Raw genomic sequence first — 12,543 nt, forward strand, 5'->3', positions numbered from 1 at the left:
ATGAACGATATTTTGACAGTCAGCGGTTTAAATAAGTCGTATGGCGATTTTTCTTTGAAAGATGTGACATTCTCTTTGCCAGAGGGGTGTATCACAGGTTTTATTGGTGTCAATGGAGCAGGTAAAACAACAACGCTGCGGACGCTTTTAGGTCTGACGAACAAGCTATCCGGCAAAATTCAGTTTTTCGGTCTTGACATGGATAAGAATGAAAGAGAAATCAAAGACCGTATTGGTATAGTTTTAGACGGTGGGGGATTTTACGAAGAACTTTCGCTGGGTGAAATGAAAGTAATTATTTCATCTGCGTACACTTCATGGTCTGAACAGGATTTTAAGCGGTACATGGATATGTTTTCGCTTGACCCGAAGCAGAAAATCAATAGCCTTTCCAAAGGTATGAGAATGAAGTATGCTCTTGCTTTAGCTCTTTCTCATAATGCAGAACTTTTGATTATGGATGAGCCGACAAGCGGACTTGATCCTTTAGTTAGGGGGCAGCTTTTGAAAATCTTAACTGAGTACATGGAAAATGGCGGAAAAGGTGTTTTCTTTTCGACACATATCACCTCTGACCTTGATAAGATTGCCGATATGCTCATTATGATTGATAACGGGCGTATCGTCTTTCGAGACGAAAAGGATACCTTGCTTGACACATATCGGATTGTCAAAGGTGATAGTGGAGCTTTAACAACTAATACTCGCAAGCTCTTTTTATCTATATCGGAAACTGATTTTGGATTTACAGGAATTACAAAGCAACTATCCGAAGTACGGTCTTATATTCCCAACATTATGGTTGAGCGTCCGACGATTGAAGATATTATGCTTGGAAATATTGGAGGTGAAAAATGATGTTGTTCGCCCTACTAAAAAAGGATTTTCTGATTGTAAAAAAATATGTGCTGATTATGCTTGTAGTTATTGCGCTTATCCCACCTGTCATGCGTTGGCGGACACCGGAGTTTACGGGAGTTTTTGGATTTATTCTTTCTGTCATTTTTGGCGTTTTCATGCTGTTGCAATATGTATCCCTAAAAGAGTATCAATTTCCAAAAGCTGCGACATTACTATGTGCCACACCATTTTCACGGAAAGCGATAGTTTCATCAAAATACATTTTTTGCATGGCTATATATGCAATCTGTTGTATCGTTTTTGAACTTGAAACCTTGTTTATGCCCGGATTAGGAACATCAGATATCAAGCTGTTTGCATTTATGTTTCTTATAGTATCTGTTTTTATTGGTATTTATTTGCCAATACAGTATAAGTTTGGATATGAAAAAACAAAGTTTGCCTTTGGAGTGATTATTATGGCTTCGCCATTTATTCTGCCACTGCTTATGAGAGCGGGAAATCTAAACTTGAACTTCCTCTCTATGTTTTCACCATACCTTGTTTATGGCGGTATTGTCCTTATTGGTTTTGCGATTTTAGCAATATCAGCATCTTTGTCTATAAAGATTTACGATAAAGCAGACTTGGCGTGATAAAGAAAGAAGGTGAGACTATGGATAGAGATACTATTTTTCTTTATGTCATTGCTGTGATAGCATCGTGTTTTGGATTGATAAACTGTAGTGAACTACCCATTGTCTAAAGCCAATGGGCTTCCTGCTTCGCAGACCTCGTAACCTACTATCTCCACAGGCGTTAATTCGGGCAGTCCCTGCCCTATATTGTTATTTTTATGCTATTTGTCTTAATCCTTCTTCCAGTATATTTTTTGCTGCGTTGATATCCCTGTCATGATTTGTTCCACAGACAGGACATGTCCATTCCCTTACTGATAGATTTTTTGTCTCTGTATTTTGGTATCCACAGACTGAACACAGCTGACTACTGGCATAGAATGTGTCTATTTTGACATATTTCCTGCCATTCCACTTTGCCTTATATTCTAACTGTCTTGTCAGCTCATACCATGATACATCACTTATAGACTTTGCCAAACGGTGATTTTTTACCATGTTTTTTATCTGCAAATCTTCCGAAACTATCACTTGGTTTTCGCTGATAATCTCATGGGACATCTTGTGCAGATAATCTTTTCTGGTATTTGTTATTTTTTCATGGCATATTGCTATCTTTTTCTTTGTTTTGTAGTAATTTTGACTTCTTTTCTCTTTATGGGCTAACTGCCTTTGCAGTTTCACCAGTTTCTTTTCGTATTTTCTGATGATTTTTGGATTTTCGTATTTCTTTCCAGCAGAAGTAATACATAACTCCTTAATACCTAAATCTATTCCTGTATTTTGTTTTATATGTGGCAGTTCCACGTGTTCTGTTTCCACTAAAATTGATACATAATACTTTCCACTCGGAACTTGTGATATCGTTGCCGATTTTATCTGTCCGATAAAATTTCTATGCAGTTTTGCTTTTATTCCTTTTAATTTAGGCAGTTTTACTCTATTGCACCCGAAATCTACTGTTATATTGCCATTCGTAAAATTTGTTGTATATGACTTATGATTATTGTGTTTACTCTTAAACTTCGGATAACCTGCGTGTTCCTTGAAAAACTTCTGGTATGCAGCATCCATGTTGTAAATCGCATTTGTCAGAGCAAATTTATCCACTTCTTTCAGCCATTCATACTCTTTCTTTAATTGTCTATTGCAGTAATTGTTACAGTCGGTTTTACTAACTGTTTTTTTCTCTTTCTCATATACTTCTTTCCGGTATGCCAGTGTCTGATTATATACAAAACGGCAACAGCCAAATGTTTTTGCAATCTGTATTTTCTGCTCATTATTTGGATATATTCTATATTTATATGCCTTTAACATCCACTGTCACCTTCTTTCTCAACCTTGATTTTCTATATATCTCTTCAGCATTTCTTCCGATACATTTCCTACACTACAGGCAAAATATCCATCTGTCCAAAAGGTATGTTCTTTCCAGAATTGTTTTCGTAAATATTGGGGATATCTTTTCCATATATCTTATTATCACACTGTGTCTCTGACATATCTCATACGAAAACTGTTTTATATCATCTGATATCTGCCTCGAAACCAGTAATTTCTTCCTATATTTACAGACAAAAATAATGTGATATTGTAATAGGTATTTGTGTCTGTTTTTAGATTTCCATGTTCCCATGCCATGAGTATACGATAATTTCTGATTTTTGGCTACCTTAACCCACCGTCTAAAGCCAGTGGGATTGCGGTAGCCTATTTCAATATCTACATAATTTGAACAACCACCATTATATTTTTGAAAAGCATGGTCATTAAAATAGATAGTTTTCTTTGTCTTTGAAGTTTTCACATATCCAATCCATGCCGGGCCATCATCAGAATATCCTGCTTTCAGTTCGATGTACATTAAATCTTTAATCATTTCTCCATTTTTCAATTACACAAGTTGGGCTTTATTGAATTATAATCATTGCTCCTACTGCATTATAAATTATATGTAGTATGATTGCTCCCCACAGACAGTTAACCCCCGCCACAAGAAGCTCCTTTGACAGTGTGTTTTTCCAATAGGCGCTAATCATACTCTTATGGTCTGCTAATTATTATTTTTTAATGTTCCAATATATTCACCATTATTATATACAAATGGTCCTGCTTCTCCCTCTTCTCCGAAATACTCTGGGCTACTCGAAAGGATATCGAACAACTCCTCCATATTATACACTTTTGTCGCTTGATACGGCTGTTCAAATGCAATCTTTTCTACAAACAAAAAATAATCGCTGTACTTTATCAGTAGACCTGTGTGTCCTATAAAAATAGCATCGGTATCTGGATCGTATATTGCTATACTTAAAATGGATATCCTATCACTATCTATTTGAAATCCATAATGTTTCCAGCTATCAGAAAATGTTGTTTCTGGATGTTTATCATCTATAATACTCTTCTCTCCGTATAGTGTAGTAAACATGTCTTTATTCTGTCTTATTATTTCATATCTGTCTACATTATCTATTGCTTCCATATCAAACATTAAATACGTGCCGTCGTAATTATCTTCTGTTGATTCTGCGTGAAGCAGTCCATCTAGCAGAAGAAAGGCTGTCATTCTGCAGTCGGTGTCTGAATAATTGTGATTTTTTTCCCAACCATCCATACATTTACCAGTATCTACTTTCATTTTCTCCGGATCTGACCAAGTATCCTTTATATTTGCATTCTTCCCCGCAGAATCCGCGAAATCAGTCACCCATTCCTGAAATACATCTACATGCGAAGCACCTACTGCATTAAGCTCTTTGCAAATCTCTGTAATAGTATTGTTTCCTCCCATATAAGTTGCGATTGGCAGCTTCTGCTTCTTTTCTAATTTTGCACATCCATCCAACATCATGCATAAAAGAATAATAAATGTAGCTACTTTAATTACTTTTTTTGTTTTATTTTGACTTTTCAACATATATACCTTCCTCAAATTGATCAACTTCAAAAAATGCTCCTATGTCTTTTACCGTCACAATAATTCCATATTATTATGCCTTTTTCTACTACAATATATTTATGGTTAATATCCCTTACAGCCAGTAAGGAATTATCCATCTTGTTGCTTAAGCTGTATAATGATGGAGAAATTGGTATATCGTCCCTTTTCTTGGACCTCGCGTCCGCAATTAAGACTGATAACCAGTTCCTCATTCGCAGCGTTCGTTTTATGCAGGTTGAATCGCCATAGGTGCATTCGCGTCACACCACAGTAGATTGAATGGGCAATGAGTAAAACTGGTATTTATCCATTGCAATAATCTTAAGGAGTGACAATTTATGAACGCAGTAGGTATCGATGTTTCAAAAGGTAAAAGTATGGTTGCTATCATGCGACCATTCGGTGAAATTGTTTCCACACCTTTTGAAATCAAACACACGGCCAGTGACATCCGTTCACTTGTAGAACTAATCAATTCTGTTGAAGGTGAGTCCCGAATCGTGATGGAGCACACAGGACGTTATTATGAAGTCCTCGCTCATCAGCTTTCAGAGGCAAATCTTTTCGTCAGTGCCATTAACCCAAAACTTATCAAAGACTTTGATAATGATTCTCTTCGTAAAGTGAAATCTGATAAAGCGGATGCTGTTAAGATCGCCCGATATGTTCTTGACAAATGGCAAAATCTTAAACAGTATAATGTTATGGATGAATTACGCAATCAGCTCAAAACCATGAACCGTCAGTTCGGCTTTTACATGAAACACAAGACGGCTATGAAAAATAATCTTATCGGCATCCTTGACCAAACCTATCCTGGTGTTAATACTTACTTTGACAGTCCTGCACGCAGTGACGGCAGCCAGAAATGGGTTGATTTTGCATCTACATACTGGCATGTGGACTGTGTCCGTAAAATGTCCCTGAATGCCTTTATCGACCATTATCAAAACTGGTGCAAACGCAAGAAGTACAACTTCAGTCAGTCAAAAGCTGAAGAAATCTATGGAAAAGCAAAGGAACTTGTTCCTGTACTTCCAAAGGATGCCATTACAAAGCTTATTATCAGGCAGGCTGTAGACCAGCTTAATAGTGCCTCTACAACTGTTGAATCGCTACGCACTCTCATGAATGAAACTGCATCCAAACTCCCGGAATATCCTGTCGTTATGGCTATGAAAGGGGTTGGAACTTCACTTGGTCCTCAGTTGATGGCTGAGATCGGAGATGTTTCCCGTTTCACTCACAAAAGTGCTATTACTGCATTTGCCGGTGTAGATCCTGGTGTTAATGAATCCGGAACCTATGAACAAAAAAGTGTTCCTACCTCAAAACGAGGTTCCTCTGATCTTAGAAAGACTTTATTTCAGGTAATGGATGTCCTGTTTAAAACGCATCCTCAAGATGATCCTGTTTATCAGTTCTTAGATAAGAAACGTGCTCAAAACAAGCCTTACTATGTCTATATGACTGCAGGTGCTAACAAGTTTCTAAGAATCTACTACGGACGAGTGAAAGAATATCTTTCATCTCTTCCAGAATCTTAATTATCCACTAATATTTTCAGACCAGCACTGGTGTGGTGGTCTTATTTTGATACCCAATTTTCAACCTGTATAAAATTTTCAATGTTCTTTCAATTTAGCCTTGACTTTTTATTTGCAGGCTTAATTAATTATTTGTATTCTCTTGCAATTTTTTAGAATACATTACTATTTATTCGCTGTAAATAGCATATTAACAAAATTAGAAAAATATTTATTTTTTTAAGATCTCTCTGTTTGAAATAAACTCCCCACTATAAATTTAAACATGGAAAATTGCATAAAATAGCAACGGTTTGTCCAGTATGGGATTTACCATATCTGGTTTTCCTATTTTCTGATGTCCGGAGATAGAAATTTCCTATGACCTGATTGTCCAAAATTGGACTATCTACCCTTAGGCACTTCTCTTCTCCACTTAATCATTTTCTTCTCCTAATGGAACTTCCCGGATAATATATTCGGTATCGCCATAAGAGCCATACTCATTACGCAATCTATGACGTTCCACATATCCATGATGCTCTAATTCCTTAATTGCAGAACGAACAGAATCAATCCCATCTCTGCTCAATGTTGCCAGTCCTTGCATATTGTAATTCCAGTCATCTGGCAAACTTAACATCAGCGATAATAGACCTTTCGCTTTCAATGTCAGATTCTTATTCTTGAAATGGTGATTACTCATTACCGTAAAATTCTTAGTTCTCTCTACACGAAAAATCTGTGCCATGCTCCCCACTTCCTTTCCAGACAGAAAAAGACGCAAGCCATATTCTTATGACTCACGCCTTTCTGCATAACTTACTTTTCTATTCTTCTGTTTCCAATTCCAATCTCTGTAAAATATCTCTTACAATACCTGCATCTTCAATCAGATTAATTCCAAAACATTTTTTACCTGCATCCTTCAAAGACGCACCCACATGATATGCTTTCGTTTTATCAAGAATTAAAAAACGATCATGAAATGCTCTTGTGTACTTCACATCCAGTTTAGGATACTGTGCATTAAAGTTATCTACATCTGTTTGAGATAATTTTGTCCGTTGCTGTGTATAAACTGTCACCGCCACATTTTCTTTCTTTTTGGACAACATATTTAATGTTCCTACATCCACATAGCCATCTACCAGAACAATTTCCATTTCTGCTTTCTGAATCAGTCCTATCAATAAGCTGAATGCATCATATATCTGACCATCAAAAAATATCTTTTGATTAGACTCCTCATGATCTGATATGTACTCAAAAATCTGCTCCAGTTTTTCATCTGTCTTTTTCTGATATTCCAGTTGTTTTAGCTCAACGTTACTAATCCTTTCAAACAAAAGTGCATTGTTGGCTATAAACCGTCGCATTTCTACAAATGCACGCATAATACCTATACTTACATTAATTGCCACCTCGCTATGCAATACACTTGCAAGCATGGATATTCCCTGCTCTGTAAATACATACGGTAATGTACGTCTGCCACCATAACCATTTTCTGTTCCACTGCCATTTGAGGTGCCAAATTGGCATTTCAAGTTTTCATATTCATCTTTTGTAAGCTGAAATCGAAAATCTTCTGGAAATCTGGCAATATTTCTTTTAACGGCTCTGTTTAACGCTCCCGTTTCTACCTGATAAAGCATTGCCAAATCACTATCCACCATGACTTGTTTGTTTCTTACTACATAAATCAGATTTTCAACGTCCGGTGGCATGATTTCAACTATTTGTGTTTCCACTGGTTCCATTTCTCTTACTTTCTGATCCGCCATTCCATTTCCTCTATAACTTGAAATGCCAAACTGGCATTTCAAGTTACTTTACCGCACAATCATTTCTTATGAGTTCCCAAAATCCATGTTCCCATTTTACCCTATTTTTCTCATTCTGCCTACTGCTATTTTTCATACAATAATGAGGTCGCATTCCACGACCTCATCACCTTCATTTAAACATAAATCAATTCCTTGAGAATAATTTCTTCCGCAATCGCTCTGTGCTGATTAGCATCTCTTACCCATGCCATTTGATCTGCTTCTTTATCCGGCAGTGGTTCTTTTTCTTACCACATTTTACGACAACGACTTCTGGTTTATCTCACAGCAGTCACAGTTTCTGACAGGTTCATTTTAGACATCCGCGCCCCCGCAATCATGCACACAGTATAAATCCTGTTTTTATTTTTCTTTCATATAATCTATACAATTTCTCACATTCCATGCATATCCATCCCGCTTCGCCTGTGTAAAGCGGATATTTTCGATTCTCACAGTATTCTGTTTCATAATTTCCTATTAATTCCACAAGGTTATTGATATCTCCAATCTGCGCGGCAGCCATTCCTGTCATTGCCCACAAAAAGCCCTTTCTTTTTTTATTCAATTTCTGCCACTGAAACTTTTCCGTAAACTGATCATATAATATCTTTTGCTTTTTCTTCTCTTTTACCGGAAATTCATAGATCAGCGGATAAATCTGAGCAACACCATCCGGATAAAATTCTGTCTGATCATACAGATTACTGTTTCCAATAATTCTCCATCTTTGATTCGCATCATCCCAGAATATATTTTCTATCTGCGCCTGTATCTTTTTACGCATTTCACTGATTTCCTGTGTATCTTCCAGTCCTGCAAGTTCCAATTCGTGCAGCCCTTTCCATACTTCCAGATTATCCATCAGATAAGCGGTTGTATTTTCTTCTGAGACCTGTGTGATTCCATCCCGCATCAGGCTTTGAATCTTTTTTAATGCAAGGCTGATTCCTTTTTTCCAGTATTCCGGCAAATCTGTATTTTCTGTCTTTTCCAGGTATTTTCCCATAAGGAAAAGATACATACCTAGATATCCGTCTTCGGAATCAGCCTTTTCTTTATAAATAAGTTTTCCACTCTCTTTCCTGTAGATTCCCATTTTCCCATCTGTTTCCAGCAAAATCCCGGTATGCCAGTCCAGATACCTGCCGACAGCTTTTTTCTCTATTTCCGTGATGGGACAATTCTTTGTTTCTGCCAAAAGCCCCAGTGCAGCCATACATGCAAAGTATGGATTAACATCTCCGGCTTCACTTCCATTCATATAGATTTCGCCCTCAGATCCCTGGTTCTCAAGAATCCACCTTTTTTCTCCAATCAGGACTGTTTCCAGCCATTTCTGACGGGCATCTATTTCTTTTCTCAGATTCTGATAATAAGCATACAAAAATACAATCCCCACAGTTATGCAAAATATAATAAGTCCCACCACGTTCTTTCGATTTTTCACTTTTCTTTTGCATTGGTTTTGTTTATACTCATGCATTTATATCCTCCAGAATTTTTCTGATCTTGATACTTGCCGTCCCATCACCATAAGGATTTCTGGCCTTGCTCATCCTTCTGTAAATCTCTGGTTCTGTAAGGAGCTGCCTGCATTCTCTGTATATATCATCCATCTTCGTGCCTGCAAGCTTTAAGGTTCCTGCTTCCACTCCTTCCGGACGTTCTGTTGTATCCCGCATGACCAGTACCGGTTTTCCCAACGCAGGCGCTTCTTCCTGAATTCCTCCACTGTCTGTCATGATCAGATAACTGGCTTTCATCAGGTTATGGAATTCTACCACATCCAGTGGTTCGATCAGGTGTATTCTCTTACATCCACCGAATTCTTCATCTGCGATTTTTCTGACCTGCGGATTTAAATGTACAGGATAAATAACCTTCACATCTGTGAATTCCTCCACGATCCTACGTATAGCCCGGAACATATCACGCATAGGTTCTCCCAGATTCTCTCTTCTGTGTGCCGTCACAGCAATCAGCCTGCTGTCCTTTGCCCATTCTATCTCCGGGTGATAAAAATCATTTCGCACCGTATAGTGCAGAGCATCAATTCCTGTATTTCCTGTGACAAAAACCTGCTCTGGATCCTTGCCCTCTTTCAGCAGTGCATCCGCTGCTTTCTGAGTCGGTGCAAAATGCAGACTGGCAGTAAGTCCGATGGCCTGCCTGTTAAATTCTTCCGGATAGGGAGATTTCATATTATAAGTTCGAAGTCCCGCTTCCACATGTCCCACCGGAATCTGCTGATAAAATGCAGCCAGCGATGCGGCAAATGCAGTCGATGTATCTCCATGGACCAGTACCATATCCGGTTTTTCCTTTTTCAGGATTTCCCTCATTCCTGTAAGAATAGCCGTTGTCACATCCGTAAGGTCCTGCCCTTTTTTCATGATCGCCATATCATAATCCGGAACCACTTTAAAAATATCCAGAACCTGTTGCAACATTTCCCTGTGCTGTCCTGTGACACACACCAGAGTTTCCAGTTTTTCACTTTTTTTCAGTTCAAGAACAAGAGGACACATTTTAATTGCTTCCGGTCTTGTTCCAAAAATCACCAGTACCTTTTTCATTCTCAATTTCCTCCCAGTTCTTTATCCAGATACGCCAGTCTTTCGCGGATAGTATCTGTCAGCTGTTTCATAGCTGCCTCATAACTTCCGATATCCCTCGACCTTCCCTCCTTATCAGTTCCGACTAACAAGTTCTCATCAAAAGAATATCCCCACACTTTAAAGTTTCTGTCTACGGCAGCTCCCAGTTCCGCCTGATAAGATGCTATTTTCTCAGCGATATGTTCATCGGACAGTGTGGTTTTACGGAGCTGCCCATATCTTTCACAGACATGTTCTTTGAAAGATTCGTCCTGCCACAGCCTGTCAAACCATGAATTTTCCACAGTATAAAGACGATCTGTTTCTGTATGAAACCACTGATAATTATCAAATCCATTGTTAAAATCCCATGCAGCAAGCTGTAGCTTTCCTCCCAGTTCTTTATACACATAAGTAGAAAGATTACCAGCATCATAATTCATGGCAAATTCATTGATAATACAATAATCCACCCAGTTATCCATGTCTATATATGCCTGATAGCCGATTCTTTTGTCACTGAAATTTTTTCCATATAGAACCTGTTCAAATTCAGAGATATCATTTTTTATATATTCTTTTTGTTTTTCTGTTATTTTATTTTTTGATGGATATCTTATATACAGAGCGTTATAGGTATGGCCTTCCGTCTTTCCCCATGTTTCTATTTCTTCTGTTCCCGTATCGATCCTATCTCTGTTTACCACATATGCAGTTTCTCCAGACAACAGACCAAATTCTGCAAGACGCAATCTGCTTTCTCCGTTTGTTACAGGTTCTACCGCCAGATAAACTCCCTGATACTTTCCATCGACAAACAATTCCACAAACCGGGTGTCCGGAGCCCATCCATTTAATTCTCCTGCCAGATCATATACCAATTTATTTCTGATCAGTGTCTTATCAAGATAAGGACCATTCAGCACCCATTCACTGTTTGCTCCCATTCCTGCAAGTGACACTTTTTTGGTACTGTCTTTATTATTTTTGTAAAACTCAATGCGATACTGTTTTTTATCAAATTTACTATACGAAGAGGCTCCTCTGTATTTGATCGTAGCACGATATATGGAATTAGGAACTGAGAAGATAGATTGTGCCTCTTCGTTTCCATCTAACAGTGCAATATTTCCCCAGATCGCATTTTCCTTCAGGATCTGCTGGCCCTTTGTATTCATATAGATTACCGGAAGTGTAGTAGAGAACTTTCCCAGATCATAATATTTCAGCGTCTCTTCGTCCGGTGCAGCCCACTCCTTCATTTCTTCTTTCGTGATAGCAGTTCTCTTTTTTTCCTTTGACTTATTTTCTGACTTTACAACAAAATTTCCCATAATGGATATTCCAAAGAGAACTGTTATCATCAGAATACATAAAAGGATACGTCCTATCCTTTTCATAGCATCACCTCTCTGTCAAGCAGCCTTTTTACTGCGAAAGTTCATCCTTCTGGTCAACTATATTTACCCTTTTCACACCATCAATTTTAATCAGTTTCTCTGAAATATCCATCTGATTTTGTTTTGCAGCATGATCCAGAATTCCCTCTCCAATAGAATAAACCAGTTCAAAGCTGTTTTCTGTAACATTTCTCATAGAAATATGTACTTTTCCAGAAAAAAAGCTGTCTACTGCTGCCTCTGTTTTATGTAAGCAGTCAGGTGTTCCCTGAACAACCATCAGCTTATTACAAGATGTGAACCCTTTCCTTGTAACAATAAGGAAAAGAAGTAAAAAAGCAGAACCAATAACAATCAGTACATATTGGGATACCCCGCAGCCAATACCTGCTGCGATTGCCCAGAAAATATATGTAGCATCTCTTACATCTTTTACAGCAGTACGAAATCTTATGATAGAAAGAGCACCAACCATACCAAGGGATAATGCGATATTATTACTAATGATACTCATGATCATAGCCGTAATCATTGTAATCGTTCCGATTGAAATGTTAAATTTCCTGCTATATGCAGATCCCACATAAGAAATTTTATAAGTAAACATAATAAAAAAGGAAACAATCAGTGCGATTATATTATTCATTAAAATCACAGTCACGCTCAGCGCTTCTGTATTTGTCAAATTTTCTACAATAAATTCTCTCATCTCTTTCTCCAATCCCGGCATCCGGTTTACCAACATTTTCCAGTCTGCCGTATA

General features: G+C 37.8%; 11 protein-coding genes and 2 pseudogenes. 3 read left to right on the forward strand and 10 right to left on the reverse strand.

The features are described from left to right. Both C7E02_RS04250 and C7E02_RS04255 read left to right on the forward strand, forming a co-directional pair. The gene (locus tag C7E02_RS04250) at positions 1 to 858 is read left to right on the forward strand and encodes an ABC transporter ATP-binding protein (protein WP_105308875.1); all 858 of its coding nucleotides are present in this window, start codon (positions 1 to 3) and stop codon (positions 856 to 858) included. Further along, a complete protein-coding gene (locus C7E02_RS04255) occupies positions 855 to 1,496 on the forward strand; it encodes an ABC-2 transporter permease (protein ID WP_105308876.1) in 642 nt (213 codons plus the stop codon). Before C7E02_RS04250 ends, C7E02_RS04255 begins: the two co-directional genes overlap by 4 nt. 198 nt (positions 1,497 to 1,694) lie before the next feature. On the opposite strand, the gene tnpB is transcribed toward C7E02_RS04255, so the two are convergent. From tnpB to C7E02_RS04275, 3 genes and pseudogenes are all read right to left on the reverse strand, one after another. Continuing rightward, positions 1,695 to 2,798 carry an IS200/IS605 family element RNA-guided endonuclease TnpB gene (tnpB, locus tag C7E02_RS04260; protein ID WP_055282764.1) on the reverse strand — a complete coding sequence of 368 codons (1,104 nt, stop codon included), beginning with the start codon at positions 2,796 to 2,798 and terminating at the stop codon, positions 1,695 to 1,697. A gap of 18 nt (positions 2,799 to 2,816) precedes the next feature. Beyond that, positions 2,817 to 3,117: pseudogene (locus tag C7E02_RS04265) on the reverse strand (transposase). 417 nt (positions 3,118 to 3,534) lie between these two features. Next, complete coding sequence (locus tag C7E02_RS04275; protein ID WP_203226943.1) at positions 3,535 to 4,401, reverse strand: DUF4300 family protein; 867 nt, start codon at positions 4,399 to 4,401, stop codon at positions 3,535 to 3,537. Between the two features lie 362 nt (positions 4,402 to 4,763). On the opposite strand from C7E02_RS04275, the gene C7E02_RS04285 reads away from it, so the two are divergent. After that, positions 4,764 to 5,972 (forward strand): IS110 family transposase, encoded by a 1,209-nt coding sequence (locus C7E02_RS04285; RefSeq protein ID WP_005341537.1) that lies wholly within the window; start codon positions 4,764 to 4,766, stop codon positions 5,970 to 5,972. A 415-nt stretch (positions 5,973 to 6,387) separates the two neighbouring features. On the opposite strand, the gene C7E02_RS04290 is transcribed toward C7E02_RS04285, so the two are convergent. The 7 genes and pseudogenes from C7E02_RS04290 to C7E02_RS04320 all read right to left on the reverse strand — a co-directional run bounded on the left by C7E02_RS04290 (position 6,388) and on the right by C7E02_RS04320 (position 12,525). Continuing rightward, positions 6,388 to 6,702, reverse strand: a complete 315-nt coding sequence (locus tag C7E02_RS04290) for a helix-turn-helix domain-containing protein (protein WP_005341535.1) — start codon at positions 6,700 to 6,702, stop codon at positions 6,388 to 6,390. Between the two features lie 79 nt (positions 6,703 to 6,781). Then, on the reverse strand, positions 6,782 to 7,738 hold the full coding sequence (locus C7E02_RS04295) for an ORF6N domain-containing protein (protein ID WP_005341533.1): 957 nt from the start codon (positions 7,736 to 7,738) through the stop codon (positions 6,782 to 6,784). 176 nt (positions 7,739 to 7,914) lie between these two features. Then, positions 7,915 to 8,028 (reverse strand): annotated as a pseudogene (locus C7E02_RS20400) (TnpV protein); the annotation flags it as partial. Between the two features lie 89 nt (positions 8,029 to 8,117). After that, complete coding sequence (locus tag C7E02_RS04305; protein WP_105308877.1) at positions 8,118 to 9,266, reverse strand: hypothetical protein; 1,149 nt, start codon at positions 9,264 to 9,266, stop codon at positions 8,118 to 8,120. Continuing rightward, positions 9,259 to 10,359, reverse strand: a complete 1,101-nt coding sequence (gene wecB, locus C7E02_RS04310) for a non-hydrolyzing UDP-N-acetylglucosamine 2-epimerase (RefSeq protein WP_105308878.1) — start codon at positions 10,357 to 10,359, stop codon at positions 9,259 to 9,261. The genes C7E02_RS04305 and wecB overlap by 8 nt, the downstream gene beginning before the upstream one ends. 2 nt (positions 10,360 to 10,361) lie before the next feature. Continuing rightward, positions 10,362 to 11,780, reverse strand: a complete 1,419-nt coding sequence (locus tag C7E02_RS04315) for a CotH kinase family protein (RefSeq protein WP_105308879.1) — start codon at positions 11,778 to 11,780, stop codon at positions 10,362 to 10,364. A 28-nt stretch (positions 11,781 to 11,808) separates the two neighbouring features. Then, positions 11,809 to 12,525 carry a DUF4956 domain-containing protein gene (locus C7E02_RS04320; protein WP_105308880.1) on the reverse strand — a complete coding sequence of 239 codons (717 nt, stop codon included), beginning with the start codon at positions 12,523 to 12,525 and terminating at the stop codon, positions 11,809 to 11,811. Positions 12,526 to 12,543: the final 18 nt, after the last annotated feature.

This window comes from Dorea sp. Marseille-P4042 (assembly GCF_900290215.1).
Lineage (GTDB): Bacteria > Bacillota > Clostridia > Lachnospirales > Lachnospiraceae > Dorea > Dorea formicigenerans.